The organism is Peribacillus muralis, from assembly GCF_001645685.2.
Lineage (GTDB): Bacteria > Bacillota > Bacilli > Bacillales > DSM-1321 > Peribacillus > Peribacillus muralis_A.
Map to the genome: position 1 here is coordinate 803,016 of NZ_CP017080.1, position 26,588 is coordinate 829,603.

At 42.3% G+C, this 26,588-nt stretch carries 29 protein-coding genes; 27 read left to right on the forward strand and 2 right to left on the reverse strand.

The window, feature by feature from the left end:
- Positions 1 to 116: 116 nt before the first annotated feature.
- From ABE28_RS03885 to ABE28_RS03900, 4 genes are all read left to right on the forward strand, one after another.
- Entirely contained in the window at positions 117 to 602 is a 486-nt protein-coding gene (locus ABE28_RS03885) for a PaaI family thioesterase (protein ID WP_064462036.1), read from the forward strand.
- Positions 603 to 808: 206 nt separating this feature from the next.
- The gene (locus ABE28_RS03890; protein ID WP_064462035.1) at positions 809 to 1,264 is read left to right on the forward strand and encodes a LytTR family DNA-binding domain-containing protein; all 456 of its coding nucleotides are present in this window, start codon (positions 809 to 811) and stop codon (positions 1,262 to 1,264) included.
- The gene (locus ABE28_RS03895; RefSeq protein ID WP_167353379.1) at positions 1,261 to 1,680 is read left to right on the forward strand and encodes a DUF3021 domain-containing protein; all 420 of its coding nucleotides are present in this window, start codon (positions 1,261 to 1,263) and stop codon (positions 1,678 to 1,680) included. Before ABE28_RS03890 ends, ABE28_RS03895 begins: the two co-directional genes overlap by 4 nt.
- A 392-nt stretch (positions 1,681 to 2,072) precedes the next feature.
- Complete coding sequence (locus ABE28_RS03900; protein ID WP_064462034.1) at positions 2,073 to 3,485, forward strand: MFS transporter; 1,413 nt, start codon at positions 2,073 to 2,075, stop codon at positions 3,483 to 3,485.
- A 48-nt stretch (positions 3,486 to 3,533) separates the two neighbouring features.
- On the opposite strand, the gene ABE28_RS03905 is transcribed toward ABE28_RS03900, so the two are convergent.
- Entirely contained in the window at positions 3,534 to 4,715 is a 1,182-nt protein-coding gene (locus ABE28_RS03905) for an ROK family transcriptional regulator (protein ID WP_064462033.1), read from the reverse strand.
- 260 nt (positions 4,716 to 4,975) lie between these two features.
- On the opposite strand from ABE28_RS03905, the gene uxaC reads away from it, so the two are divergent.
- The 18 genes from uxaC to ABE28_RS03985 all read left to right on the forward strand — a co-directional run bounded on the left by uxaC (position 4,976) and on the right by ABE28_RS03985 (position 20,980).
- Positions 4,976 to 6,379 carry a glucuronate isomerase gene (gene uxaC / locus ABE28_RS03910; protein WP_064462032.1) on the forward strand — a complete coding sequence of 468 codons (1,404 nt, stop codon included), beginning with the start codon at positions 4,976 to 4,978 and terminating at the stop codon, positions 6,377 to 6,379.
- A gap of 64 nt (positions 6,380 to 6,443) precedes the next feature.
- Positions 6,444 to 8,228, forward strand: a complete 1,785-nt coding sequence (uidA, locus tag ABE28_RS03915; protein WP_064462031.1) for a beta-glucuronidase — start codon at positions 6,444 to 6,446, stop codon at positions 8,226 to 8,228.
- A 255-nt stretch (positions 8,229 to 8,483) separates the two neighbouring features.
- Positions 8,484 to 9,398: an AraC family transcriptional regulator gene (locus ABE28_RS03920; RefSeq protein ID WP_064462030.1), complete on the forward strand. Its 915-nt coding sequence runs from the start codon at positions 8,484 to 8,486 to the stop codon at positions 9,396 to 9,398.
- 16 nt (positions 9,399 to 9,414) lie between these two features.
- Positions 9,415 to 10,314 carry a sugar phosphate isomerase/epimerase family protein gene (locus tag ABE28_RS03925; protein WP_064462029.1) on the forward strand — a complete coding sequence of 300 codons (900 nt, stop codon included), beginning with the start codon at positions 9,415 to 9,417 and terminating at the stop codon, positions 10,312 to 10,314.
- Entirely contained in the window at positions 10,302 to 11,462 is a 1,161-nt protein-coding gene (locus ABE28_RS03930; RefSeq protein WP_064462028.1) for a Gfo/Idh/MocA family protein, read from the forward strand. The genes ABE28_RS03925 and ABE28_RS03930 overlap by 13 nt, the downstream gene beginning before the upstream one ends.
- 73 nt (positions 11,463 to 11,535) lie before the next feature.
- A complete protein-coding gene (locus tag ABE28_RS03935; RefSeq protein WP_064462027.1) occupies positions 11,536 to 12,558 on the forward strand; it encodes a Gfo/Idh/MocA family protein in 1,023 nt (340 codons plus the stop codon).
- On the forward strand, positions 12,545 to 13,408 hold the full coding sequence (locus tag ABE28_RS03940; protein WP_064462026.1) for a sugar phosphate isomerase/epimerase family protein: 864 nt from the start codon (positions 12,545 to 12,547) through the stop codon (positions 13,406 to 13,408). Before ABE28_RS03935 ends, ABE28_RS03940 begins: the two co-directional genes overlap by 14 nt.
- Before the next feature lie 97 nt (positions 13,409 to 13,505).
- Positions 13,506 to 14,276, forward strand: a complete 771-nt coding sequence (locus tag ABE28_RS03945) for an SDR family oxidoreductase (RefSeq protein ID WP_064462025.1) — start codon at positions 13,506 to 13,508, stop codon at positions 14,274 to 14,276.
- Positions 14,277 to 14,528: 252 nt separating this feature from the next.
- Positions 14,529 to 16,121, forward strand: coding sequence for a spore germination protein (locus ABE28_RS03950; protein WP_083232220.1), 1,593 nt, complete (start codon positions 14,529 to 14,531; stop codon positions 16,119 to 16,121).
- Complete coding sequence (locus ABE28_RS03955; protein WP_083231928.1) at positions 16,118 to 17,353, forward strand: Ger(x)C family spore germination protein; 1,236 nt, start codon at positions 16,118 to 16,120, stop codon at positions 17,351 to 17,353. Before ABE28_RS03950 ends, ABE28_RS03955 begins: the two co-directional genes overlap by 4 nt.
- Positions 17,350 to 17,571, forward strand: a complete 222-nt coding sequence (locus ABE28_RS03960) for a hypothetical protein (RefSeq protein WP_064462024.1) — start codon at positions 17,350 to 17,352, stop codon at positions 17,569 to 17,571. The genes ABE28_RS03955 and ABE28_RS03960 overlap by 4 nt, the downstream gene beginning before the upstream one ends.
- A gap of 45 nt (positions 17,572 to 17,616) precedes the next feature.
- Positions 17,617 to 18,723 (forward strand): GerAB/ArcD/ProY family transporter, encoded by a 1,107-nt coding sequence (locus ABE28_RS03965; protein ID WP_064462023.1) that lies wholly within the window; start codon positions 17,617 to 17,619, stop codon positions 18,721 to 18,723.
- Positions 18,724 to 18,893: 170 nt separating this feature from the next.
- Positions 18,894 to 19,049 carry a GntT/GntP/DsdX family permease gene (locus ABE28_RS25590; RefSeq protein ID WP_257390796.1) on the forward strand — a complete coding sequence of 52 codons (156 nt, stop codon included), beginning with the start codon at positions 18,894 to 18,896 and terminating at the stop codon, positions 19,047 to 19,049.
- A 26-nt stretch (positions 19,050 to 19,075) separates the two neighbouring features.
- Complete coding sequence (locus ABE28_RS25595) at positions 19,076 to 19,327, forward strand: GntT/GntP/DsdX family permease (RefSeq protein WP_064462022.1); 252 nt, start codon at positions 19,076 to 19,078, stop codon at positions 19,325 to 19,327.
- Between the two features lie 9 nt (positions 19,328 to 19,336).
- Positions 19,337 to 19,552 (forward strand): hypothetical protein, encoded by a 216-nt coding sequence (locus tag ABE28_RS25600; RefSeq protein ID WP_064462021.1) that lies wholly within the window; start codon positions 19,337 to 19,339, stop codon positions 19,550 to 19,552.
- Between the two features lie 339 nt (positions 19,553 to 19,891).
- Complete coding sequence (locus ABE28_RS03980) at positions 19,892 to 20,071, forward strand: IDEAL domain-containing protein (RefSeq protein ID WP_064462020.1); 180 nt, start codon at positions 19,892 to 19,894, stop codon at positions 20,069 to 20,071.
- Between the two features lie 319 nt (positions 20,072 to 20,390).
- Positions 20,391 to 20,519, forward strand: a complete 129-nt coding sequence (locus tag ABE28_RS25605) for a hypothetical protein (protein WP_257390695.1) — start codon at positions 20,391 to 20,393, stop codon at positions 20,517 to 20,519.
- A 140-nt stretch (positions 20,520 to 20,659) separates the two neighbouring features.
- A complete protein-coding gene (locus ABE28_RS03985) occupies positions 20,660 to 20,980 on the forward strand; it encodes an antibiotic biosynthesis monooxygenase (RefSeq protein ID WP_064462019.1) in 321 nt (106 codons plus the stop codon).
- Between the two features lie 171 nt (positions 20,981 to 21,151).
- Here ABE28_RS03985 and ABE28_RS03990 read toward each other — a convergent pair whose 3' ends face one another.
- Positions 21,152 to 22,555, reverse strand: a complete 1,404-nt coding sequence (locus ABE28_RS03990; RefSeq protein ID WP_064462018.1) for a sigma-54 interaction domain-containing protein — start codon at positions 22,553 to 22,555, stop codon at positions 21,152 to 21,154.
- A gap of 216 nt (positions 22,556 to 22,771) precedes the next feature.
- On the opposite strand from ABE28_RS03990, the gene speB reads away from it, so the two are divergent.
- The 5 genes from speB (at position 22,772) to ABE28_RS04005 (ending at position 26,538) form a co-directional block, all read left to right on the forward strand.
- Complete coding sequence (speB, locus tag ABE28_RS03995) at positions 22,772 to 23,770, forward strand: agmatinase (protein ID WP_064462017.1); 999 nt, start codon at positions 22,772 to 22,774, stop codon at positions 23,768 to 23,770.
- Positions 23,771 to 23,860: 90 nt separating this feature from the next.
- Complete coding sequence (locus ABE28_RS04000) at positions 23,861 to 25,294, forward strand: sodium:solute symporter family protein (protein ID WP_064462016.1); 1,434 nt, start codon at positions 23,861 to 23,863, stop codon at positions 25,292 to 25,294.
- Between the two features lie 36 nt (positions 25,295 to 25,330).
- The gene (locus ABE28_RS24330) at positions 25,331 to 25,450 is read left to right on the forward strand and encodes a class II aldolase/adducin family protein (protein ID WP_257390696.1); all 120 of its coding nucleotides are present in this window, start codon (positions 25,331 to 25,333) and stop codon (positions 25,448 to 25,450) included.
- Between the two features lie 198 nt (positions 25,451 to 25,648).
- On the forward strand, positions 25,649 to 25,741 hold the full coding sequence (locus ABE28_RS25610; protein WP_220126990.1) for a putative holin-like toxin: 93 nt from the start codon (positions 25,649 to 25,651) through the stop codon (positions 25,739 to 25,741).
- 224 nt (positions 25,742 to 25,965) lie between these two features.
- Positions 25,966 to 26,538: a TetR/AcrR family transcriptional regulator gene (locus tag ABE28_RS04005; RefSeq protein ID WP_064462015.1), complete on the forward strand. Its 573-nt coding sequence runs from the start codon at positions 25,966 to 25,968 to the stop codon at positions 26,536 to 26,538.
- The last annotated feature ends 50 nt before the right edge of the window (positions 26,539 to 26,588 follow it).

Below are 26,588 nucleotides of genomic sequence, written 5' to 3' on the forward strand. Positions count from 1 at the left end.
GATTGAGTATTGGATATGAGACTGGTGCTTTTATGCTGATTCACTAAGAAGTTCAAGAAATATTGTCAACGGATTACTGAATTACCGAATACTACAATAATGAAGGGGGAGAGATGATGGAAGAGAATGTGCAAAAAGCGATCCAAGATGAATATCCTGATGAATTTGCCTGGTGCTATGGATGCGGTCGTTTAAATGAAGCTGGCCATCATTTTCGGACAGGCTGGCATGGAGACAAAACAAGGACGATATACAGACCGCTTCCGGAACATATGGCCATTCCCGGGTTTGTATACGGTGGCTTGATTGCTTCGCTAATTGACTGCCATGGAACTGGTTCAGCTGCTTTGGCCCTGCATCGGAAAAATGGACATGAAGTAGGGGACGGGGCGGAGCCGCCAAGATTCGTGACCGCTTCATTAAATGTGGATTTCGTGAGGCCGACTCCGAATGATGTGGCATTAATCGCCGTTGGCACCATTCATGAGGTACACCCGAAGAAGTGGAAAATCGAAACGGAAGTATTTGCAAACGATACTTTATGTGCACGTGGTGAGGTTGTCGCAGTCGTAATGCCAAGCACTTTTACGACTAAAGGGTAACGTGAATTGAGAATTCCGGTTCATGCATATAGACTTTTATATGGAAGAATACGGGACCGTCCAGTTTTTTTGGACGGTCATTTCGTGTATCTAAGTGTTCATTTCAAGCAGGTTAAGGCTTAAATATGACCTGTGACTGGAATTAATAAACTAACTTTTCAATTTCTTAATATACTTAAACTATAAGTAAAAGGGAGGCAGCACATATGAAAATAAAGGTAGAGATAGATGAGGAGGTCAAGGCGATAGAAGTGCTAATCCGCAACAATGCTTGGAATGAGGAAGTGGAGCAACTGATGGAGCGCTTAAAAGAAAGGAAAAGACCATATTTTGTTGGAAGGAAGGAAGACATGCAGCATGTTTTCCGGGCAGAGGATATCATCTGCGTGTTTACCGAGCAAGATACGATAATGGTGCGGACGAATCAAGGGAATTTCGAAATGAGAGAAAGATTATATGAGCTTGAAAGAGACCTTCCAGGTAACCAGTTTGTGAGATTGTCCAAGTCAGTCATTGCCAACCTGGATGAGTTAAGCAGATTTGAGGCGTATTTTAATGGAACCTTATGTGTGTACTTCCGGTCAGGGGAGAAGGAATATGTTTCACGGCACTATGTACAAGGAATCAAGAAGGCATTTCAATGGAAAAGGAAGGGATTATGATGAAAAGACTTTTAGTCCGCAGCTTTGTTGGGATTTGCTTTGGAGCGCTCGTCATGGTGCTGACATGCTTTGGCGTCATCGGCATAGGCGGGGTTCAAGGATTGGACAGTGAAATCTTCGTGAAAAATGCAATGGGCTGTCTATTATGTGGCTGGTTTTTCAGCACGGCAACCATCTTATTTGAAATCGAAAAATGGAGCTTATTATTTCAGACCACCATGCACTTCCTCACTGTAACGATCCTTTACTTCCTGCTCTCGTTCTTTGTCGGCTGGATCCCTTTCACTATTAGAGGGTTAATGACTGGAATAGCGATTTTCCTGCCTTTTTATGCAATCATCTGGCTGAGTTTCTATATTTATTTTCGCTATCAAGTGAAAATTTTGAATGATGGATTAGATAATAGAGAGAAATGAAGGAAGAAAATGCTAGAACCACCAAGGTGAGCTGCTTTTACAGCGGCTCTTTTTTGGAGGATTTTATGATCCTTGATGTACGGGTCCTTGCTGTTGATTGGCGAATTTTCACTTCGCTGCATAGTAGGTGATTTTAATAAAATTTATTATTCAATTTTTATTGTTAACGCTTTCAAAAGTTATTGACGAAAGAAAAGGCAGGTGATATTCTAATTATAGAAATATTTGGTTAGTTTACTAAACTAATTAAAAAAACTAGTTCCGAGTTATTTGAAAGGGCTTTCAAAAGGAAAGTGGCAATGTGATTTATCCGGTTACACCATACGACATTATTGCTTCTAAGATTAGGATCTGATAAATCAGTCGATTTCTAAAGGTATGGGGGGATGGAAATGAGTCAGTTAGAAAAGTTGGAGTCAGTTGAAAAAGGTGCTGCGCCTGGTGGAGTCAGAAAATTCGGAATGGTCGATAAGGTAGGCTATTTATTCGGGGATTTTGGGAATGACTTTTTCTTTATTTTAGTAAGCTCCTTCTTAATGGTTTATTATACTGATATCTTTCATATCAGTGCAGCGACGGTAGGAATCCTCTTTTTGATAGCCCGTTTATGGGATGCAGTTGCGGACGTTACTTGGGGGCGTTTCATTGATACAAGAAAGCCAGGCAAGCATGGGAAATTCAAACCTTGGATTTTTCGGATGTCCTTCCCTTTAGTCGTATCCGGCATACTGATGTTTGTTAAGATTCCAGGTATGTCCGATGGTTTTTATATGGCTTGGGCCTTTGTCACTTACATTGTTTGGGGAACTTTGTATAGTACGGTTAACATTCCATACGGTTCTATGGCTTCCGTCATAACAAGCGACCCTGTTGAACGTACATCATTATCCACTTTCAGGACAATGGGTGCGATGCTTGCCAGTTTAATCATTAACGTAGCGGGCCCATTGATTCTTTTCGTTGATAATAAGGCAGATCCTAACCGCTTTCTGCTGGGAGCCGTCATTTTTGGCATTCTTTCCATCTCTTGTTATATCGCCTGCTATAAATTATCGACTGAGCGGGTCAGTGCCCCAATCAATCAAACGCAAAAAACTTCTTTGAAAAAGTCCGTAAAAGGGGTAGTCAAAAATAGGCCTTTATTGTCCATCCTTGGTGCATCCTTGATTTTCATGATCTGTACGATGCTGATAGGTGCCATTAATGTTTATTTATTTAAAGATTATTTCAGCAATGCATCAGCCCTGAGCATTATAGGTTTCGTTCAAACGGCTGCAGTATTCGTCGCCATGCCGATAGCGAAACCATGCGTGGCTAAGTTCGGTAAAAAAGAAACGGCTTCCATAGGAATGCTGCTTGCTGGAGGAGTGTATGGTCTTTTGTACTTCATGCCGAACCTATCTGCGATGCAGTTCATCATCATATCAGCGATAGGGATGTTTGGATTTGGATTCTTTAATATCGTTGTATGGGCATTTGTAACGGATGTAATCGATTATCATGAATACTTGACGGGGCTTCGCGAAGATGGAACCGTATATTCAATCTATTCCTTCGCTCGTAAAGTAGGGCAGGCGATTGCAGGTGGAATCGGGGGTTTTGCGATTGCGATGGTTGGTTACGATGCAACACGCGAAGCACAAACAACGCAAGCTCTTGAGGGAATTCATGCGTTGGCAACATTGGTTCCCGCAGTGATCTACATCGTCGTTTTCTTGATATTGGCCTTCCTTTATCCATTGAACAAGAAAAGGACCCTCCAATTGGCTGAAGACTTGGCTGAGAGAAGAAGCCGTATGGAATAATGAAAAACCCCCTTTCATGTAACTTGGAAAGGGGGTTTCTTTAATCATTCAGTTCTTTTTCTGAAGGTTAATTTCATAAGAAAGATTCAGGATCGGAACATCAAGGAAATTTTTAATTGCCAAGGCACATGCTCCCATGACACAGGATTTTTTGCCCATTGCCGATAAAGTGATTTCACGGTAATGGCTAATGGAGGAGGTAAGATTATTGCTGATTTTGCTTATTGAATCAGGATATATACGAAGCAGCTCACTGTCCAATACGAGTACATCTGGATTGAACATGTTGATGAGGTTATTTAATCCAATGGATAAATAGTAAATGAATCGATCCATGGCCGTATGTACCGTTTCATCTTCTTCATCGATCATTTGTCGAACTTGGTCATATGTTAATTGGGGGAGCTGTTTTTCTTTTGATAAATATTCAAAAAAACTTGATTCCGATGCATACTTCTCCCAGCAGCCTTTATTGCCGCACGTACACTTCTTTCCGTCCGGAACCACGATCATATGTCCAATTTCCCCTGCAAATCCATCATGTCCACAAAAAAAGTCATCCTTCATCATCATTCCAAGGCCAATTCCAGAATGAAATGTTGCGCTTAGCAGGTCATTCGCTTCGTGATGTACGAATATGCGCTCGGCATAGGCACTTAGATTGGCATTGTTCTCAAGATGAACATCAATTTGACATTCTTTTTCAATGGCACTTTTCAAATCGATATCATGCCATTTGAATCGCGGCACAAAGTGGATGATTTCATCTTTTCCTACAAGGCCGTGAATGGCAATGACAACCCCCACGATGCCATATCGACTGTCAGCGTACTTGGCTTTGAGCTGTTTAATCGTCCTTATCACCAGCTGGAGTACCTCCGAGTAGTCCGTAGACGATAATTCTAGGGTGGAGGAGGTGATGGATTCGCCTAGAAGATCGCTTAAAGTGAATGATACCCGTCCGTAGTCAATGTCAATCCCAAGAGCATAACCTGCTTGTCCGTTTAAGGAGAGCATGATGGGCTTACGGCCTACACTGCTATGTTCCAGTTGCGTTTCCACAATTAAATCTTCTGCCAATAAATCCGCAACCTGTGCTGAAATGGTAGCTCTGGTTAAATCGGTTACCTTGGACAGATCAGCCCTTGATATCATGCCTTCCTTTATTATTTCTTTAATAATCAATGCGCGGTTAATCTTTTTGATATATGCAGCATCACCGGTTATCATTAAAATCCTCCCATTTTGGCAACAACTTTTTCGATATACAACCATTATAACAGTTTCACGAGGGTCATTAATGATTAGATTATCGCCGATTCAGAAAGAGGCAATTGACGGAAAAGTAAAAAAATGATAAATTATTCATATATTTAATTAGTTTAGTAAACGAATTAAATAATCAAAAGCGACTTTTAAAATCCGGAAATGAAAGGGCTTACAGGTAGATGGATGCTTAAACACCTATAAACTGATCAGGAGGGAAATACATGAAATCCTTTTTGGATGAACATTTCTTGTTAAATACGGACACAGCCATTGAATTATACGAAAATGCTGGTGGAGATTTGCCTATATTTGATTTTCACTGTCACCTGTCCCCACAAGAGGTATGGGAAAATAAACCGTATGAAAGCATTACGCATTTGTGGCTTGGGGGAGACCATTATAAATGGCGGGCGATGCGCATGCATGGAATAGGCGAGCGATATATCACGGGTGATTGCTCGGATTGGGAAAAGTTTACTGCATGGGCTGAAACGATGCCTCACTTAATTGGGAATCCGCTTTATCATTGGGCCCATATGGAGTTGAAAATGTTTTTTGGCATTGAAAAGATCCTGAGTCCCAAAACTGCGCGTGAAATCTACGATGAGTGTAATGAAAAGCTTGCCAAACAAGAGTTCAGGCCTAGATCATTTATTGAAAAATCATACGTTACATTCATTGGGACGACAGATGATCCCGTTTCGGAACTTGAATTTCATCAGTTATTGAAAAAGGATGAATCCTTTCATGCAACCATTGCTCCAACTTTCCGTCCTGATGGGGCCCTATTCGTGGAACGACCTGATTTTATCAGCTGGTTACAGAAACTGGAAAAAGTAACGAGCATTGAAGTGAATTCAATAGAAAACCTCATAAATGCCCTTAAACATCGAGTCAACTATTTTCATGAAAACGGTGGAAGGGGTTCCGATCATGATATTCAGAAAATGGTCTATATGAATACCACTAAAGAAGAAGCGGATATCATCCTCAACAAAAGGTTGAAGGGCCAACAGCTATCCGTTGAAGAGATGGATGCATACCGATCGTTCTTAATGAAGGAGCTCGGGAAAATGTATGCGGAAAAGCAGTGGGTCATGCAGCTGCATATGGGTGCCATGCGGAATAACAACACTAAGATGAAAGAACTTATTGGTACTGACTGTGGATTCGACTCTGTTGGCGAAACCAATGTAGCAGAAGGTTTATCCTATTTTCTGGATGCGCTTGATCAAGAGGAAGCACTGCCAAGAACCGTATTATTCAACTTAAACCCAAAAGATAATCCGATTCTCGCAGGAATGGTCGGGAACTTCTGTGAAGAAGGAATTGCTGGAAAGGTTCAATTTGGGTCAGGCTGGTGGTTTAATGACCACATTGATGGAATGGAGAAACAAATGAAGGAACTGGCGAATGTCGGACTTTTAAGCCACTTTATCGGAATGCTGACAGATTCCCGAAGCTTCCTTTCTTATGCCCGCCATGATTATTTCCGGAGGATTCTTTGCAACATCCTCGGAGATTGGACGGAGCAAGGACTAATGCCGGATGATATAGAGTTGCGTGAGCAAATGGTCAGGAATATCGGTTATTATAATGCCGAAAAATATTTTACGAAACGATAAAAAGGTAACGAAGTTTTTCCTCATGGCGTGAGTTCAAGAATACTATGATAAAGGAGTGTTGGAAATGTTATACCCAATCGTAACTGAAACGAGAAACCTCATCGACCTTAATGGAATTTGGAACTTTAAATTGGACCCTGGATTCCATGAAGATTGGAAAGACGAAAAATTATTGGGTACAATGACGATGGCCGTCCCTGCTTCCTTCAATGATGTAGGCGCTACAAGTGAAATCCGTAATCATGTTGGCTGGGTATGGTATGAACGTGAATTCACCTTACCGGTTTCCCTTGCGTCGGAGCGTATTATATTAAGGTTCGGTTCGGCAACGCACGTTGCAAAGGTATATGTAAATGGAGAGCTGGCAGTTGAGCATAAAGGCGGATTCCTTCCGTTTGAAGCAGAAATCAATTCCTTTTTAATCCGTGGGAAAAACAGGCTGACGGTCGCAGTAAACAATGTTGTCGACCATACCACACTGCCGGTCGGAACATATTCGGAAAAAGAAGTTGCCGGCATCGGAAAAGTAATCCGCAACTTGCCTAATTTCGACTTTTTCAACTATGCTGGCCTACAACGTCCGGTAAAGATCTATACAACACCTCGCACGTACATTAAAGATGTAACGATAGTGACAGAACTGAATGGAAAAGTAAGCTACACAATTAAGTCAGCAGGGAAATCAGAAATTAACGTCAGCGTGATGGATGAGTCAGGTGAAGTTGTTGCCAAGGCAACAGGTGCCTCAGGTGCAATCATGATCGAGGATGCGAAGCTTTGGGAGCCGCTGCATGCCTATTTATATACGTTGAACATACAACTATCCGAAAATGGAGAAATGGTAGATCAATATGAACAGCCCTTTGGAATCAGGACAGTTGAGGTGCAAAATGGGAAATTCCTCATTAACGATAAGCCCTTTTATTTTAAAGGCTTTGGTAAGCATGAAGATACACCGATCCATGGCAGGGGATTCAATGAAGCAGGAAATGTAATGGATTTCAAGCTGATGAAATGGATGGGCGCCAATTCTTTCCGGACCTCCCATTACCCTTATTCTGAAGAATTGATGCGTCTTGCAGACCGTGAAGGCATAGTTGTCATTGATGAATCGACGGCCGTTGGTGTCCATTTGAACTTTATGGCAGTACTGAACGGACAAACAAATAAGGAAAGCACATGGCAAGGAATCAAAACGTTTGAGCATCATCAAGATGTTATGAGAGAGCTGATAGAACGGGATAAGAATCATCCTTCAGTCGTGATGTGGAGTATCGCGAATGAACCTGCTTCAGAGGAAGAGGGGGCATATGAATATTTTAAACCGTTAGTGGAATTAACGAAGGAGCTGGATCCGCAAAAAAGGCCAGTTACCATCGTGACTCATCTAGGTGCAACGCCTAAAACCGATAAAGTTGCTGAATTGATCGATGTCCTTGCATTAAATCGCTATTACGGCTGGTATATTGACGGTGGGGACCTTGATTCGGCAAAAGCGAAGCTGCGTGAGGAATTTAACGGCTGGAATGAAAGATGTCCCGAAAAGCCAATTATGATGACGGAGTATGGAGCGGATACAGTGGCAGGTCTCCATGATGTAGATCCGGTCATGTTTACCGAAGAATACCAGGTGGAATATTTAAAAGCCAATCATGAGGTTTTTGATGAATTCAATACCTTTATCGGCGAACAAGTTTGGAATTTCGCGGACTTCGCAACGAGCCAAGGAATCATGCGTGTCCAAGGCAATAAAAAAGGAGTCTTTACCCGTGAGCGGAAACCGAAGCACGCTGCTCATGAGTTACGCAGGCGCTGGACGGAAATTCCTGATTACTACTATAAGAAATAAGGTGAGCCCACTTCCGAAGTTGTCTGGAAAATAAGGCAGTCTTCAAGAGTGAAACCGGAAGCACCAGGATATGCCCTGGTGCTTTTATGTAAGAATATAGCATTTACCTGATAATAGGTAGCAAAAAGCAATACCAGTCAAAAATAAAGAATTATTCAGCTTTTTAGGAGAATGCTTTTTAAATATGGGTCCGATAAAATAGACGTAGGGAAATGCAATGAATTGATAGCGCTTACTTTCGGAGGTGTTAGTGTAATGAATGATCATATACCAACTTCTTATCCTGAGCAGCCTATGGGGGATTGGATCAATTCCTTTTACCGAGTGCATGGGGTGGAGGCGCGACCATTCAACTTTCACTCGCATCATGAGTATGAAATCTACTTTTTTCATTCAGGGGATTGCAGGTATTTAATCAACAATCGAATCTATGATCTTCAGCCGGGGGATATCATTCTCTTGGATGGCATGACTTTGCATAAACCTAATCCACAGCCAGGAAGTACTTACATAAGAAGCATGATTCACTTTTCACCAATATGGCTGAAAGAGTTGTTGGTTATCCTTGGTACCCCTAATTTGCTTGACCCCTTTCAAAAGCTTAACAATTGCTTGCTGCGGACAGGATATGATGAAGCGGGGATTTGTGTGGACGAAGGAATAAAAAGAATCAGCACCCTTATTGCTAATCAAGCGGCAGAGCTGCAGCAAAAAGGTGAAAAAAGTGACACGAGTGAAGCCGAAATAAAGCTGGAGCTAGTTCAATTATTGGTGAAAATCTATAAAATGAGCCATAAAGAATTAGCTCAACATTCCAATAAAAGGACCGAAAAGGAGCATCATGCCGAGGGAATTGCCTCTTGGATCAATGGTCACTATACCGAAAAAGTAAGTTTGGATCGACTTGCCCATGAAATGAATCTTAGTAAGTATTACGCCTCCCATGTTTTCAAGGAGGTAACTGGATTTACCGTCATGGAATATGTGATGGGCTGCCGGTTTAATCAGGTGAAGTATCTGCTTGAAATGGAACCTGAACAAACACTTGGGGATGTATCCCGGGCATCGGGTTTTGAAAGTATCGCGCACTTCAGCAGGTTTTTCAAGGAGAAAGCTGGTATAACGCCATCTCAGTATCGGAAGAAAAGACTGAAGATTGGGATATCTTGATGGAAGGGGAATTTAAATGAACTCAAATCTACTTATATCAGGTTTTTCCGATGAAATTTCATCGGATTTTGATATCCAGCTTGATACTGTTGCAAAGCTTGGAATGAATTATATTTCTTTGCGCGGCATTGATGGGAGAAATATAGGTGATTTTACAGTCGAAGACATAAGAAGGACGGTACTCCCCAAACTCCAAAAAGCAGGAATTGGCATTTCTTCAATCGGATCACCTATCGGGAAGATCTTTATAAATGATGAAGCCGGGTTTTTGGAACAAAAGCGAATGCTGGAGGTTATCTGTAAGATTAGTATTCTGCTTGACTGTAAATATATCCGCATATTCAGCTTTTATATTCCGAAAGGGGAAGATCCTGACCCATTTGGAGATGCTGTGATTAAGAAATTGAAAGAATTTACTGCAATAGCGGAAAAATACGATGTTGTTTTATTGCACGAAAACGAAAAGGATATATACGGGGATATTGGCCGAAGATGCTTGGAAATATTGAAGAAGGTCGATTCCGGGAATTTCAAGGCAATCTTTGATTTTGCCAACTTTGTCCAGTGTGGTGAAAACACCCAGCATTGCTACAACTTGCTGAAGGATGAGGTGATGTACATCCATATTAAGGATGCCATAACTGAAAGGAATCAAAATGTTTTGTGCGGAACGGGGGACGGCAGAATACAGGAAATCCTCTCTCAACTGATAAATGAAGGCTACAAAGGTTTCTTGACACTTGAGCCCCATCTTGCTGAGTTTGATTCATTAAAGGATCTGGAACTGGAAGATGCTATGTGGTTTATCGAGAATAAGGGGCTTGATGGAAAAAGCGGCTATAAGCTTCAATACGAGGCACTCTTAAAGATTCTGGAGAAAATTGATAATGAGGAGAGATTAGCATGGAAAAAGTGAGATTGGGGATAGTTGGGCTAGGTGCACAAGGCGGTCTATATGCTGGATTTCTGGCTGATGGAAAAGTGGAAAACATGGTGATCGGGGCCATTTGTGATATTGACCCCGCAAAGAAGGAATGGGCCGCGGAAAAATATCCAGATGTCCCTTTTTATGAGGATTATAGGGATATGCTCGATAGTGGAGATGTGGATGCTGTCGTTACTTGCGTACCACATTATCTGCATCCGGAAATAGGTGTGGAAGCATTAAAGAGGGAGATTCATGCTTTGGTCGAAAAGCCAGCTGGCGTATATACAAAGCAGGTAAGAGAGCTGAATGATTATGCAGCCAAAAAACCACATTTGACATTCGGCATCGTGTTCAATCAACGGACGAATCCGCTGTATCAAAAGGTGAAGGAAATCATTGATAATGGGGAGGTTGGCCAAATCCGCAGAACAAACTGGATGATCACAACCTGGTGGAGACCACAGGGTTACTACGATTCAAGTGCATGGAGAGCAACATGGGGGGAAGAAGGCGGCGGAGTTCTCGTGAATCAGGCTCCACATCAGCTTGACCTGCTTCAATGGATATGCGGAATGCCAGAAAAGGTATACTCCAATGTGAAATATGGATATCAGCGGAATATTGCAGTCGAGGATGAAGTGACGGCTCTCCTTGATTACGGAAATGGAGCAACGGGCGTGTTCATTACCTGTACCCATGATGTCATTGGCACAGATCGGTTTGAAATCTTGGGCGATAAAGGGAAAATCGTTGTCGATGACAGCAAGAAAGTGACAATCAAAAGACTTTTGAAGCCAGAATCGGAATTGAGTGACAGCATGAGTATGCAGGATGTCATGAAAATATTCATGGGTGGTAATCAATCTGATATTTACACGGAGGAAGTGCTGGAATTCGAAAGTGAATGGGGAGCACAGCATATAGCCGTATTGGAGAACTTCACTGCAGCGATTGTGGAAGGGACCCCATTATTAGCTCCAGGCAGCGATGGGATACATGGAGTTACTTTAGCGAATGCGATCCATCTATCAAGCTGGTTGGATAAAGAAATCGAAATCGCATTTGATGAAGAACTTTACTTAGCAGAATTGAATAAGCGAATTGATGAAGAAAAGACTGCGCCTGTCACTTTTTAATGCGGACTCATGATAGATACAGGGGAATTGGGATCTTACTGGTAAGAAATCCGTTGGAGAAGGAGCATGGCTTATGTTGAAAACAGCAGTTATCGGGCTAGGGGATATATCATCCATACACATTCTTGCCATACAAGCCAACCCGTTTGTTGAACTGTGTGCTGTTTGTGATGTCGAAGAAGGTTTAAAGGATTCTGTACCTGGCGCCAAATTCTATAAGTATTACCAAGAGATGATCGAAGCGGAGGCAGTCGATTGTGTCCACATTTGCCTGCCTCACCATCTTCACTATCCAGTGGCAAAATATTGTATCGAACAAGGGGTACATGTATTTCAGGAAAAACCTTTGGGCTTGAATACTGAAGAAGGACTGGCACTGGTGAAACTAGAGGAAGACAACAAGCATATACGGTTATGTGTGTGTTTACAGAATCGTTTCAATGAATCGTTTGAAAAACTTCAAAAGCTTATAGACAGCGGCGAATATGGCAAGGTAATTGGTGTTAAGGGATTAGTGACCTGGAGCAGACCGTCATCTTATTATGAGATGAAGCAATGGCGCGGTAAAATGGCCCATGCCGGGGGCGGGGTCATGATCAATCAAGCTCTTCATACACTGGATTTAATGCAGCTGATCGGTGGGGAAATGGTTTCGTTAAAAGGAGAGGTTTCCCGGCTGTTGGACTATGAGATTGAAGTGGAAGATACAGCCATAGCAAATATTACGTTTGAAAGCGGGGCACGTGGGCTGTTTTTCGCTACGATTGCCAATGCTGATAATGACAGTGTGGAGTTACAGGTGCTTTTGGAGAATGGGAAGCTTACGATTAAAGATAGTATTCTCTTTTGCATAGATGAAGCGGGAAAAATGGAAAGATTAGCGGAAGACGCCAAGCTTCCCGGCTCGAAGTTCTATTATGGTGCCAGCCATGCCAAATTAATCAATGCCTTTTATGAAAGTATTGCCTCTGACACGCAAGCTTACGTTCATGCCAGAGATGCCGTTCCATCGCTCAAAATGATTGAAGCCATTCAAAAATCATCACAAAGAAACAAAGCGATATTCATGGAGGGACAATATAATGGGAAAAGCTAAGATTGGTGTACAAATGATGATGCTTAAAGGGAAGGTCGAGGAATTGGGCGTCTATGAAACAATGAGAAAGATCAATGAGCTCGGTTTTCATGCTGTGGAAGTTTCACAAATCCCGATGACAGCTGAAAATGTTGCCGAGTTAAAAAGAGCCAGCCAAGATTTCGATATAGAAATCGCGGCTCTATCAGCTGCGTTAGAGCCGATGCTGCCAGGAATGGCAGGAGAGACATTGACGAATGATTTCGAAAAAATCATAAACGATTGCAAAGCATTGGAATGCCATTTTTTACGAATCGGGATGCTTCCCTTCACGACTATAGGAGATAAAGATAAAATCCTTGATTTCGTAAAAAAAGCGGAGGAAGCAGCAGGAAGATTGGCAGAGGATGGTATAGAATTGTATTACCATAATCACCATATAGAATTCCAAAAATACGATGGTGAATATTTATTGGATATCATCAAGAATAACACGCGGAAGATAGGCTTTGAATTGGACGTTCACTGGATTCAGCGAGGTGGATTGGATCCTGTTGAGGTAATCAATAAATTCGAAGGAAGAATCGCTTTAATTCATTTAAAGGACTATCGCATCGGCCAAATGGATATGAGCTGTTTTGAAAACGATTTCGACCAAGCGAAGTTTTTCCAAGCATTCAACAATGTGATCCAATTCGCAGAGCTTGGAGAAGGAAGCCTTGATCTCGAGGCGATCATCGAAGCTGGCTTGAAAAGCGGTTCACAGTACTTCCTCATTGAGCAAGATGATGTATACGGCCGCGATCCATTCGATTGCCTCGAAACATCTGCGGAGCATTTAAGGAGCCTAGGATATTCTGATTGGTTCTAATCGGTTCATCTAAATTTGATATCATCAATGGAATCAAGAATGGCGGATATGCCAGCATGCCCTCCAATTGATTTCCTTGCAGGATAGGAGAAGTGAAATGACAAACTTGTTCGATTTAACTGGAAAAACCGCCGTTGCCATTGGCGGAAATAGTGTATTAGGTTCTGCCATCTCAAAAGGGTTTGCCGCACAGGGTGCTAAGGTGGCGATAGTCGGACGAAACCTGGAGAAAGCAAAAGAAGTTGTTAAGGAAATTGAAGACGGCGGTGGAAGTGCAGAAGCTTTTCAGGCTGATGTATGCTCCCGTGATTCTTTATTGGAAGCGGCAGATCAAATTCAACAGTGGTCCGGCGGTTGGGATATCCTTCTGAATGCGCCTGGGAAAAATAGTTCAACACCGTTTTTTGAACTGGAAATGGATGAATGGGATGACATTATGGATGTCAATTTGAAGGGCATCGTGTTAACCTGCCAGATTTTTGCGCAGAAAATGATCGATCAGGAAAGAAGAGGCAGTATCATTAATATTTCTTCCGTTTCGTCAACGACCCCCTTATCGAAGGTATTTACATATTCTGTTTCAAAGGCAGGACTTAACAGCGTGACCCAGTTTTTGGCGCGTGAATTCGCCCCGAGCGGTATCCGTGTCAATGCGATCATCCCAGGTTTCTTTCCTGCTGAACAAAATAAAAAAATCTTGAGCGCTGATCGGATCGAGTCGATCATGGAGCATACACCCATGAACCGGTTTGGCACTCCAGATGAATTGCAAGGTGCAGCAGTGTGGCTCGCCTCTGAAAAAGCCTCAAGCTTTGTCACTGGGACACTCATTCGAGTGGATGGTGGATTTGGCAGCATGACAATTTGAGAGATAAAAGCTAACCAAAATAAAAATGACTAGAGGTAAAGCAGCCAACATGGGGCTTTATCTCTTTACTTTGTGTGTTTATCACCATTTTCAGTTTTCTTACTTCCCGTTTGACCTCCCCTATTATCGTCCCATAATTCTCATTCATGAAATGGTATTAGATCAAACCGTGTTTGTGATTTCCAGGATATTTTGCATAAAATCCCCTTAATGAAGAAACATAAAAAAAAGAGTTTGAGCGACCTGCAAAAAATGGGGGTAACCGGCTTGATTCGTAATGTAGGCAAATTATTGGATAAAAGAAAACAAAAAAAACCGGATACACGGCAACATGACCAGGATTCGAAGCCTGAGGATCGTCTAAATGTGAGTTTCAGCCGAAATGTGGAGACATTTCGCTCCATTTATGATAATTGTTCGGATGTCATGTTCCGCCCGTTCTTACTTTTCGGTAAGACACAGGCCATGATTATCTATATCGATGGACTTTCGGATATCGGGGGAATGGAAGAAAATGTACTATCTCCACTCATGCAGGAAATGACCGTTGCTACACAACCATTGCATGAGTTCCTGGAGCATAAGCTTCCCGTTTCCAAAATGAAAAGAGTGAAAACGATAGCGGATTGCATTGAGTCGATTTCCACTGGAAATCCGCTCCTTTTGTATGATGGCGAAGGTGACGGATTTTCTCTGGGATTGTCCAAATGGGAAAAGCGGGCAATTGAGGAACCCGCCGCGGAGGGAGGAATCAGGGGTTCGCGAGAGGGGTTCAATGAATCTATCGGCATTAATACGTCTCAGCTAAGAAGGATCATAAAAAGCCCTGCACTTAAAATACAGTCCATGAAATTAGGTGATTATACCAAAACGACAGTCGCGATTGCCTATATCGATGGACTGGTGGATATATCCTTGATCACTGAAATTACAGCTCGTTTGGAACGAATCAAGATGGATGGCATTTTAGAAAGCGGGTACATCGAGGAAATGATCGAGGACAATCCTTATTCACCTTTTCCGCAAATCATGTCGACTGAACGTCCGGATGTCGCTAGTTCTTCCCTGTTGGAGGGCCGTGCCCTCATTCTTGTCGATGGAACTCCGTTCACATTGATTGCCCCGATTTCCTTTTTTTCATTGATTCAATCCCAAGAGGATTATTATCAACGATTCATGGTAGGAACGGTCATTAGATGGCTGCGTTATGTGTTCATGGTTTTATCTCTTTTATTGCCTTCGCTGTACGTCGCTATACTGACGTTCCATGCCGAAGCGGTACCGACAGAATTATTGCTAAGCATGGCAGCGTCAAGGGAAGCGGTTCCATTTCCTGCCATCGTGGAAGCGCTCATTATGGAAATAACATTTGAGGCTCTAAGGGAGGCAGGTGTCCGTTTGCCAAAGCAAATAGGGTCTGCAGTAAGTATCGTGGGAGCACTTGTCATCGGGCAGGCCTCCGTTCAAGCGGGATTGGTATCAGCACCGATGGTCATCGTCGTGGCCATCACGGGGATCTCTTCTTTCATGATGCCGCGCTATATTGCCGGAATCGCCATCAGGATGCTGCGGTTCCCAATGATGCTGCTTGCCGGAACGTTAGGACTGCTTGGCATCATGATGGGCGTCATTGCCATTGCCATTCATCTATGCAATCTCCGTTCTTTCGGGGTTCCTTACTTATCCCCGCTAGCCCCTATGAAAAGCCAGGAGCTGAAAGATGTGCTGTGGAGGGCTCCTTGGTGGATGATGGATTCACGACCGCGGCTAACAGGCGAAGCAAATTCTTACCGCCAGTCACCTGAACAGGGACCAGAACCAAACAGGGGGAGTGAAGAAAAGTGAAAAAGGATAGGGGTCAAGTTAAGGTACAAGAGAAATTGAATAGACGAAAATCGATAAGTATCATTCTCCTCCTCTTGATGGCAATACCTTCCATTACCGGCTGCTGGGATCGAGTCGAAATCAATGATCTGGCGATTGTCACTGCTGCCTCGATCGATAAGAAGGATAACGGTTCCATTGAACTGTCGATCCAAGTCTTCATCCCTAAATCGATCAGTAGCGGAGGGGGGGGAGGGGGACCGGGTCAAGGAGCGGGAGGGGCAACTACCTTGGTGAAATCCGATGTAGGTTCCAATCTGTCGGAAGCCTTGTCCAAGCTTCAAGGCAAGGTCCCCCGCAAGGTATTCTGGGGCCATTGTAAAGTTTTTGTATTCGGCGAAAGGTTAGCGAAGGAAGGGATTCAAGAGCAACTGGATTTTTTATTGCGCCATCCCCAGCCGCGTGAACGAGCGAACGTGTATGTCAGCAAAGGGAAAGGGAAGGCCATCTTGGAATCTCTGCCGCCGCTGGAAGTCTATTCTGGAGAAGTGATCAAGGAATTATCGGATTTACATATGGGTTTGCATGTCACACTACATAATTTGGCTGAGATGTTAACAAGCAAATCTCAAGCGGTGGCCCTCCCGCTCATAAAAATTTTACCACCAGCGAAAGGGGAAGCGAAATTACAAGGCATTCCCTATATCTTTGGTACAGCTTTGTTCAAAAAAGATAAAATGACTGGGACGATGACCGAGAATGAAGCAAGGGGCTTATTGTGGTTAAAGGCTGAACTGGAATCGTATACCGTGACTTTAAAGCCTGAAGGCATGGAAGGGCTGATATCCATAAAGCCCATATCGTCCCATGTGCACATCATACCACAAATTGTGAATGGGAATTGGAAAGCGTTAGTGAAGATCGATACGGATGGAACGGTTATTCAAAATGGAACAAAACTAAACCTTTCCGTTCCGGAGTCACTGAAAATCGTGGAACACACTTACCAAAAAGATGTTGAAAAGCGAATCAGGCTAACCTTATTGCACCTGCAAGGTAATGGGGCTGACGTCATCGGGCTGGCGAAGGAATTTTATCGGAAATATCCAAACGAATTCAGTGAAGCAGAAAATGATTGGAAACGAATTTTCAAAGATATGGAAGTGGAAATGGATGTTACGGCCCATATCCGCAGGCAGGGCTATATTAACAAAACGGGTGGATTGCAAGAGGAAGAGGTGAAGGAAAGGTGAGATGGGCGGCTTTTTTTAGTACAGCTTTCATTGTTACAGTGATCATCTTATATGAATGGCCTAAAATAAAACGAAAACCTGCTAAAGATAAGATTGCCTTAATCTCACTGCTGCTTATCGGCTTGCTCCTATCCATGTTCAACCTTCAGGAGATGGCTGGGCCGACTTCTTGGATCGAAGCTTTGTTCAGGCCACTTGGAGAGTTTATGGAAAGATAAAGCACGGAAGATGGATTTGATTTCTTGAACGGAAAGGAGCAACCCATGGAAAAAGGTAAAATATCTTCTCTTCAAATGGCTTTCATGTTGTATCCTACCATAGTTGCAACGGCCATTCTAGGTATCCCCAGCGTAACGGCAAAATATGCGCAAACTGATTTTTGGATTTCCCCGATAATCGCCTCCTTCATTGGATATTTGACTGTATATCTTGCTGTAAAGCTTCACAAGCTTTATCCCGGTCAAACGATCATCCAATATAGCGAGCAAATCATTGGGCGGTGGATAGGAAAAATCGTCGGCTTTTTATTTCTGTCATTCTATATTCAAGTTACGGGACTTATTGTCAGGGAGTACGCAGAATTTGTCGTTGATTCCTTCCTGATCGATACACCGATCATCGTGGTCATGGCCTCGATGGTCCTGCTTTGTGGCTTTGTCGTACATGGTGGTTTAGAAGGTTTGGGGAGGGCCGCTCTATTATTCATACCTGTTTTTTTAATACCGCAAATAATCTTGTTCATTTTGGTGTTTCCAGATCTTGAATTCAAGAATATCTTCCCTGTGCTGGCCAAAGGGGTGATGCCTCCTCTTAAAGGTTCGATTGTTCCGGGCGGCTGGTACACTGAGTTTTTCCTCATCTCCTTTCTCCTGCCTTTTTTAGTGGATAAGAAAAAAGGGATGAGATATGGTATGATGACCGTTTTTGCAGTAATGGCGACATTAGTGATCGTAAACCTTGTTGTCCTCTTCGTTCTTGGACCGACCACATCGTCCAAGGTATATCCACTGATGAACGTGGCAAGATACATTAGCTTCGCTGATTTTTTCGAACATATGGAGTCGTTCATCATGGCCATTTGGGTAGTCGGTGCATTCGTGAAAATCTCCGTGTTTTTTTATGCTACTTCCCTAGGTACCGCTCAGTGGCTGAAACTTTCCGATTATCGCCCCATGGTCTGGCCATTGGGGATACTCATTGTGATTACGGGCTTCTGGTCCATATCCAACTCGATGGACTTGGAGCGTTATAATGTCAATGCATTCCCATTTTATGGAGCTATGATTCAAACGCTCATCCCGCTGCTATTATTTCTGATAGCCATGATTAGCAACAAAAATAAAAAGAGTAAGCAAAGCAACTCAAGATAACTTTCTGAATGCTTCCATGAAGGATATTATTTACCAGTGTCCTGCTGATTCCCACCGACTACTTCCACGAGTGTGAATAAAAAAGCTTGCGATCATTACGCAAGTTTTTTTATGTAAACAGACCATCGTTTTCACATCAGCGAATGCAATGCTTCTGCCCCATTCGGTTCATGCCGGTCATTTTGGTAACGGTCAAAGTGGCTGTAGAAATCTTCATGCCCGTTGTTGACTTCATAGGCATTCCAGCTATAGCATGTATGATTTCCGTCATTATTGCCATTTTTACCTTTAGGCTTAATCGGGGCAATAAAAGAATGAAATCATGAAATCCTTTTCCGACTAGGTCAGCGTAATGGCTATGATTCTATTAATCATAGCAAGGGGCGGGGCAGTCAAACAAGTTTTGATAGACAGTCACATTGATCAATATATTGCTGGCATCATGGCGGAATCAACGCTTTCACCATTGATCCCTACTTGTCTGATAGCAGCAATCCTAAGGGTGGCCATAAGGTCAGCTACAGTGGCGGGAATCACTGCGGCACCACTTGTTGCGGCCACTGGAGTAGGTCCGGAGCTTATGGTCTTGGCTGCGGGAGCATAACATTCTCCCATGTATATGATGCAGGTTTTTGGAATTCCAAGGAATACTTTAACCTATGCCGTGATGATCACGATCATTTCCTTGATGGGACTTGCCAGTGTACTCATCATCAATTTTTTTCATTTAATGAAAAAAAACCCGAACAACATGGGCGGGCTGGGGTTTCAATGCTGGCATGAAGGACATCACAAAAAAATTCAACGATATATGACAGCATATTCATGAACAAAATCGTCAGCGAGTGAATATAAGTAAAAAAATGGATGATTCAAATGTTTTAGTGAGCCACCCATCCTCATTGAAATAACTTAACTCCATTTATCTGCGTATGGATATAACTGAAGCAATGGGTAAGAAAAACGAATCAAAGGGCACTTGGACAATGGCCTGTCACAAAGTAAGGGGAATGAAATCTTTTAGTATTTTTAATGTATAGAAGAGTGGCAATGTGGGAATCATGTGGATAAGGAAATAAAAAAAGACGAAAGGGAAATATTTAAATAAATTATAATAATCTTCAAGTTATTTAGTATAATAGAAAAAAGGTTAAGGAGTTGGTTTCAAATGGAGAAGCAATTGCCTGGAACATCACTGGAGCCTGAAGAGATGGCAGAAATGGTATTAAAAAAGGCCTTAAGCGATTATAGGAAAGCACAAATCGTAAAAGCGATCGATAACTCATTGAAGGATCGGAATAAGGGTGAGTTCATCCGTTTAACTGAGCTTCTGAAGAGCATTTCATGAAATTTCGCACACTGGGAAAAAGACAAGTCATTCTTTTATGAGTGAAGCTTCCGTGCAAGGAAATCAATGGAGCTTGTTAATATAAGCAGGATGAAAGTGAAGCTTTATTTAGTCAAAACGCTAAGGAAATAGCAATCTATAGAAATATCAGACTTTTCATTGTAAGCGCTTTCTTATATATTCGTCATAATCATTCATGAAAACGGAAAAATCCTGATTGCCAGCCATGGATCATATAACGCTGATACTACCTGAGTTTACAGGTAGTAGAGGGTAAAGCGTTCATGGAAAAGGTCAAAAGCTATAAGGGGGAGAAGAAATGAAAAAGAATGGAGTGTCATTGGCTGAATTTGTTCAGGAGGATCGATTTGAACTCAACTCCTACATTACTTCTTTATTTAACAAACTGAATGACTATGTCCCAAAAAGCCTTAAGGATAAAAAATGAGTCAATGTATGAATGAATCAGAAAGTGCTTTCCGGCTTCCTGATTCATTTTTGTTATGTTTTGATTCACAATAATTGACAATGAGAATCGTTATCGACTAAAATGATTTAATATATGTTTATCGATTGGAGTTGTTCAGATTGTTCGTTCAAATGAGAAAAACAGTGGTTACAGAAGGTAATTCCGACCAAGTGGTGAAACGTTTCAGTGCGGAAGGGATCATAGAAAAGCAGGATGGATTCATTGATTTAAGCGTAATGGTGAAAAAGGTAAGACGCGGCGATGAAGAGGTAATCATCATGATCAATTGGGAATCGGAAGAGCATTGGAAGCAGTGGGAAAAAAGTGAAGTCCATATCGCGGGCCATAAGGCCAATCTCGGAAAGCCTAAGCCTGAATACATCGTCAGTTCAGAAGGGGCATTATATGAGGTGAAAGCAGTTAAAAAGGCAGTGAAATGATTTCTTGCCCTGCCCTTTTTATGTGCACGGCAGCAGCCAAAGTGCGTAATGTAATTTGTTTTATGGGAAGCGGAATGGCCGTCGTTTACATACAATAGCTTTACCTTCACTAAAATTCGGGCTCCCATTTATGGGCGCCCTTTTTTTCGTTCGGTCGGCAGTTTTTTTGCATTAAAAATATTTTTTGTATTTCTTTAATTTATAGATGACGGTTGGTTGACTGATGCCCAAGTGATCTGCCAGTTCATAAGTGGTTTTACATTGCTTAGATGCTTTAGTAAGCAGTTGGATTTCAACCTTTTCCAATGTCCGCTTTAAATCGAATTTCTCTTCCCATTTCTGCTCCATTTCCAGCAGTGAAGAATCTTCAGGCTGGTGAATCTGACCTGTGATGGATTGAGGCAAGTGTTCCGGGGATATATTGGTTTCCTCAATGGTCAGTATTAGTCGTTCGATTAGATTTTCCAATTCACGTATATTTCCGGGCCAATCATAATGCGTCAACACTTCATATGTCGATGGTTGGATTTTTTTCGATTTGTGGTATTTAGCATTGGTTTTCCGTAAGTAATGTTCTATTAAGAGAGGGATATCCTCTTTACGTTCATGTAAGGCCGGAATCTGGATGGGAATCACATTCAATCGATAAAATAAATCGAGCCTGAATCTCCCCTCACTCACCATCTTCTTTAAATCTTGATTCGTTGCGGCAACAAGGCGGAAATTAATATGGATTTCTTTTTTCCCTCCGAGACGCTTTAGCTTTTTTTCCTGTAACACTTTCAATAATTTAGCTTGCATGGCAAGTGGGAGTTCTCCGATTTCATCCAAGAAAAGAGTTCCGCTGTCGGCCTGTTCAATCAAGCCCTGGCTCCCCTGCTTGCTCGCCCCTGTAAAAGCTCCCGATTCATAGCCGAATATCTCTGATTCAAACAGACTATCAGGTATCGTGCTGCAATTCACTTCAATGAAGGGCTCTTTCTTCCGGTTGCTTTGATCATGGATTGCACGAGCGAATGTGCTTTTCCCTACCCCTGAAGGTCCCAATAAGAGGATCGTGGCATCGGTTTTCGCAACATTATGTAGCGTTTTTAAAATGTGCTTCGTTTCGTTACTCCTCGCAATCATATCCTGGTGATCCAGTTCCTTTTCCCTTAAATCCTCAACTTCCGTTTGATAGCCTTTAACTTTTCGTTGCAGGTGCTCAAATTGGTCCTGCAATTGGAGAATATCGGTTTGATCCTGACCATAACTGATTACCCTTGCGAGGATGCCTTCCTTATTGAATATAGGATAGCCTGTCGACATGACCACATGACCGGTTTTTGTTTGTTGCATGATCCGTTTCGCTTTCTTTTCTTTTAATACAAGCGCATTAATGGAAGGGGTGAGCAAGCCATCTTTTTCTAATTGATAAACGGACGTTCCAATATAAGAGTCACTTTTCATGCCGTATATCTCCCACAGCTTTGGGTTGGAATATAAAATGATTCCATCTTGATCCGTTATGAGGATATTATTATTCGAGGTTTCAATGATCTTTTGTAATTCTGCCTCCAGCATTTCGTCATTCATGATATCGACTCCTTTTAGTATCTGAATCCAGTTAATTAAAATATAAATCATAAAGTCTGAATAATCAAAAATTAAATCAAAAAATGGCGTGTTGATTAAACTATTAATCAATCAACACGAAAGAAAACGCTATGTATGCTACTGAAAAGTTGGCGTGAATCTTGCTTTAATAAAGGTGAGATGAAAAATGATAGTAAAAACTTAGGAGGATGTTACATGATGAAATATCAACCGAAGGATTCATTCCAATCACCCCGCTTTTGTGGAGTACGGACGTTCATGCGGCTCCCATTCGTTGAACGGATTGATGAACATATGGATTTTGTCATTACCGGAATTCCTTTTGATTCCGGGCAATCATTTAGGACGGGCGCGAGATTCGGACCAGGAGCGATTCGTGATTTTTCCATTTTATTGCGACCATATAATCCAGAACAAGATATTAATATTTTTGATTATATATCTGGAATTGATTATGGGGATATTACGGTTGTCCCTGGCTATATTTCTGAAACGTATACTAAAATCGAAGCCGAGCTTACGCCTGTCATCGAAAAAGGGATCATTCCGATTTCTTTGGGAGGCGACCATTCCATTACGCTAGGGGAGCTGCGTGCAATCGTAAAAAAACATGGACCTGTCGCCTTGCTGCAATTCGATGCCCACTCCGATACGTGGGATAGTTATTTCGATCAAAAGTATAATCACGGAACCGTTTTCCGCCGCGCGATAGAAGAGGGTCTGATCGATGTATCGCGATCTCTTCAAATTGGTATGAGGGGTGGTCTGTACGGACCTGAGGACTTGCAGGATGCCCGGGACTTGGGCTTGGGCGTTTATACAACGAATGAATATAAAAGGAACGGCGTTGAAAAGATGCTGGAGATCATTCATGAGCGGATAGCGGATGGACCGGTGTTTTTGTCATTTGATATTGATTTCTTAGATCCGGTATATGCACCTGGAACGGGGACGCCTGAGGTTTCAGGGGCAAGCATTGATGATGCATTAGCGTTAGTCAGGGGGTTGACGGGTATTGATTTCGTTGGCTTCGATCTTGTCGAAGTATTACCTGCGTATGATCATGGACAAGTCACCGCAGCTGCAGCGGCCAACATTGTCTATGAATTCATCACACTTATCGCACTTGCTAAAAAAAGGAAGCTGGATGAGATGAACATGGTGCAAGATTTAGAAAATCAGTATAACATCTAATGTCGAATGCGAGAAATCGGAGAAAAACGCTTTCCTTACTTTTGAAGGAAAGTGATATAAAACAAACCAACCCCTAAAGGAGATGTGTACATGCGAATTTTGGATATATCAATCATGATCCTATATTTTTCTGTTTTGATGATTGTAGGGGTAATCGGTTCGAAACGGGCAAAAACGTCGGATGAATTCATTGTAGCGGGGCGTAATCTAGGGCATTTCATGTATTTATCCTGTTTAGCGGCAGTGATATTAGGAGGAGCTTCTACTTTAGGAACGGCAAAGTTAGGTTATCAGTTTGGGATATCCGGCATTTGGCTGGTCGTGATGATCGGGCTTGGCATTATTGCCATTGGCATGTTTTTAACAAATAAGATTTTTGATTTAAAAGTGCTTACGATCAGTGAAATGCTTGAGAAGCGGTACAATTCCGAAACGCGCTTGATCAGTGCCTTGGTTTCAGTCATTTATACCTTCATGCTGACTGTAACGCAAGTGATCGGAATGGGGACAATATTGCATGTTTTGGCTGGCTGGAACTTAACGGTTTCCATGATAGTCGGGGGTGGAATCGTTTTATTTTATACAATATTAGGCGGAATGTGGTCAGTCACCATGACGGATGTCATCCAATTCGTCATCATGACAATCGGTATCTTCCTTATCATGCTCCCAATGAGCATCTTCAAGGCTGGAGGGTGGAGTACTCTTCAAGAGAATCTCCCTGCATCACATTTCGAATTAGGAAACATCGGCGGAGGCACGATCTTTCAATATTTTTTATTATTTACTTTAGGGGTAGTCGTGGGACAAGATATTTGGCAGCGCCTTTTTACGGCACGAACCAAAGCCATCTCTCGCAATGGAACGATTGGAGCGGGAATTTACAGCGTTTTTTATGCAATTGCAATCAGTATCATTGGAATGTGCGCTTTCATTATCCTTCCTGATTTAGACGATCCGCAAACTGCGTTTACAAGTATCGCGATGGAAACATTGCCTGCCGGGCTATTGGGAGTTGTCATTGCGAGTGTGGTCTCCGCCCTGATGTCGACTGCATCAGGAACATTGCTCGCTTCATCCACTTTAGTGGTCAATGACCTCATAAAAAAATATATCGGACCAGGAATGAGCGAACGGCAATTTGTAAAAACATCACGAATCACGACTTTAACGATCGGCGTTATGACCATCATCGTTTCAATTTGGATTCAGGATATTTTAGTAGCATTGGATGTGGCCTACGCCATCTTATCGGGCGCCGTGTTCTTTCCGATCATACTTGGCTTCTTTTGGAAGAGGGTCACGGCTAATGCTGCATTCTACTCCATTCTCGCCAGCATGATCGTTATTATTTTCGGATTGTTCATAAACGGTCCTTCCTCGACTGGACCGATTTTATATGGACTTGCCACAAGCTTTGTCGTCATCACTGCCCTTACTTTGCTAAGTCCCAAGAACGAAACCTTAACTGAAGGTGATGCGGCTAAAGATATAAAGGGGAAAGACGTGGATATGGCCAATTGATGGACTGCTTCAAAAAATATTGGGGAGAAAAAGTAAATGACCCTGCTGGCTGCTTCATTCCGCCTTTTTTCAAAGTTTGGTTTCGATGAAGGGATAGCAGGACACATTACGGTACGCGATCCGAAAAATACAGACCATTTTTGGGTTGCTCTTTAGCCAAGTTCGTTTCAGATCTTATATTGATGAATCATGATAGTGAAAATTAAACACAATACCTAGCTCATGTAAAACTTGGCTAGGTGTTGTGTTTTAGGCAGGTCATTTTACATTTTTTTCATGGCCATCGTTTCAGAGTTTTCTTGTATAGGACAATCTCCGTTCAGGAAAAGCTTGTTGTAAGGAGGCGATGTATGAATGGGTACTTTCGAAGTTATTTCCCTGATGCTAAGCTTTGGCATGTTTGTAATTGCTATTCTTGATTTTAAAAATCATGACAAGAATCCTTGACGATATTGTGAGATGTTCCTGTATGGCAGACGACTGTGCCAATATTTCGCAAGAAGACGGCAATTTCCTCCAATCATTTAAACCAGAAGAGGACACCAATGTGAGGTGTTCTTTTTGTTGTTGCCATACCAAACGCTTCCCGGGCCATCAGCTTTGACAAAAAGGTGATATATCCGTATATTCATATAGACCGGTTGATATAATTTTTTAGGAGTGATCCAGCTATGGCAGGCAAAAGAAACTCAAAAGACATTCTGATTGAGGTTGCTTCACGACTTTTTCGAATACGCGGATATTATGGTGTTGGGCTTAAGGACATCATAGAGGAAAGTGGGATTCCTAAAGGCTCTCTATATCATTATTTTCCGAAAGGTAAGGAACAATTGGCGATCGAAGCGGTCATTCATACGAAAGAAATCGTCATCAAGGAAATTGAACGGGGATTTGGGGAGTTTGAAGATCCGATTAAAGCGATTCAGGCTCATATCGTTCATTTATCCGAACTTTTTGGCGAAAGGGAAAGTCTATTGGGATTGCCGATCGGAACGATAGCGGCCGAAACATTTACGACAAGCGAGCCGATAAGAATAGCCTGTCAAGAGGCGATGGCGGATTGGCAAGCCATTTATGTGCAGAAATTACTCGAGGCGAATTACAGTGAGAAACGATCAAAGGAATTGAGTATCGTCATTAATGCCTTAATTGAAGGCGGCATCCTGCTATCTTTAACGGCCAAAAACGGGGAGCCGTTAAAAGCGATAGCCGAGCAAATCCCTTTATTGTTGGTAACTAATTAGATCAGGCGAAAAATATTCAGATTGGTAATACAGTAAGAAATTGGAGGAAT

Bases quoted from the DNA above. Each gene is read 5' to 3' on its own strand.
- ABE28_RS03885 (WP_064462036.1), top strand. From the start codon at position 117: ATGGAAGAGAATGTGCAAAAAGCGATCCAAGATGAATATCCTGATGAA.
- ABE28_RS03890 (WP_064462035.1), top strand. From the start codon at position 809: ATGAAAATAAAGGTAGAGATAGATGAGGAGGTCAAGGCGATAGAAGTG.
- ABE28_RS03895 (WP_167353379.1), top strand. From the start codon at position 1,261: ATGATGAAAAGACTTTTAGTCCGCAGCTTTGTTGGGATTTGCTTTGGA.
- ABE28_RS03900 (WP_064462034.1), top strand. From the start codon at position 2,073: ATGAGTCAGTTAGAAAAGTTGGAGTCAGTTGAAAAAGGTGCTGCGCCT.
- ABE28_RS03905 (WP_064462033.1), bottom strand. From the start codon at position 4,715: ATGATAACCGGTGATGCTGCATATATCAAAAAGATTAACCGCGCATTG.
- uxaC (WP_064462032.1), top strand. From the start codon at position 4,976: ATGAAATCCTTTTTGGATGAACATTTCTTGTTAAATACGGACACAGCC.
- uidA (WP_064462031.1), top strand. From the start codon at position 6,444: ATGTTATACCCAATCGTAACTGAAACGAGAAACCTCATCGACCTTAAT.
- ABE28_RS03920 (WP_064462030.1), top strand. From the start codon at position 8,484: ATGAATGATCATATACCAACTTCTTATCCTGAGCAGCCTATGGGGGAT.
- ABE28_RS03925 (WP_064462029.1), top strand. From the start codon at position 9,415: ATGAACTCAAATCTACTTATATCAGGTTTTTCCGATGAAATTTCATCG.
- ABE28_RS03930 (WP_064462028.1), top strand. From the start codon at position 10,302: ATGGAAAAAGTGAGATTGGGGATAGTTGGGCTAGGTGCACAAGGCGGT.
- ABE28_RS03935 (WP_064462027.1), top strand. From the start codon at position 11,536: ATGTTGAAAACAGCAGTTATCGGGCTAGGGGATATATCATCCATACAC.
- ABE28_RS03940 (WP_064462026.1), top strand. From the start codon at position 12,545: ATGGGAAAAGCTAAGATTGGTGTACAAATGATGATGCTTAAAGGGAAG.
- ABE28_RS03945 (WP_064462025.1), top strand. From the start codon at position 13,506: ATGACAAACTTGTTCGATTTAACTGGAAAAACCGCCGTTGCCATTGGC.
- ABE28_RS03950 (WP_083232220.1), top strand. From the start codon at position 14,529: ATGGGGGTAACCGGCTTGATTCGTAATGTAGGCAAATTATTGGATAAA.
- ABE28_RS03965 (WP_064462023.1), top strand. From the start codon at position 17,617: ATGGAAAAAGGTAAAATATCTTCTCTTCAAATGGCTTTCATGTTGTAT.
- ABE28_RS25590 (WP_257390796.1), top strand. From the start codon at position 18,894: ATGCCGGTCATTTTGGTAACGGTCAAAGTGGCTGTAGAAATCTTCATG.
- ABE28_RS25595 (WP_064462022.1), top strand. From the start codon at position 19,076: ATGGCTATGATTCTATTAATCATAGCAAGGGGCGGGGCAGTCAAACAA.
- ABE28_RS25600 (WP_064462021.1), top strand. From the start codon at position 19,337: ATGTATATGATGCAGGTTTTTGGAATTCCAAGGAATACTTTAACCTAT.
- ABE28_RS03980 (WP_064462020.1), top strand. From the start codon at position 19,892: ATGGAGAAGCAATTGCCTGGAACATCACTGGAGCCTGAAGAGATGGCA.
- ABE28_RS25605 (WP_257390695.1), top strand. From the start codon at position 20,391: ATGAAAAAGAATGGAGTGTCATTGGCTGAATTTGTTCAGGAGGATCGA.
- ABE28_RS03990 (WP_064462018.1), bottom strand. From the start codon at position 22,555: ATGAATGACGAAATGCTGGAGGCAGAATTACAAAAGATCATTGAAACC.
- speB (WP_064462017.1), top strand. From the start codon at position 22,772: ATGATGAAATATCAACCGAAGGATTCATTCCAATCACCCCGCTTTTGT.
- ABE28_RS04000 (WP_064462016.1), top strand. From the start codon at position 23,861: ATGCGAATTTTGGATATATCAATCATGATCCTATATTTTTCTGTTTTG.
- ABE28_RS24330 (WP_257390696.1), top strand. From the start codon at position 25,331: ATGACCCTGCTGGCTGCTTCATTCCGCCTTTTTTCAAAGTTTGGTTTC.
- ABE28_RS25610 (WP_220126990.1), top strand. From the start codon at position 25,649: ATGGGTACTTTCGAAGTTATTTCCCTGATGCTAAGCTTTGGCATGTTT.
- ABE28_RS04005 (WP_064462015.1), top strand. From the start codon at position 25,966: ATGGCAGGCAAAAGAAACTCAAAAGACATTCTGATTGAGGTTGCTTCA.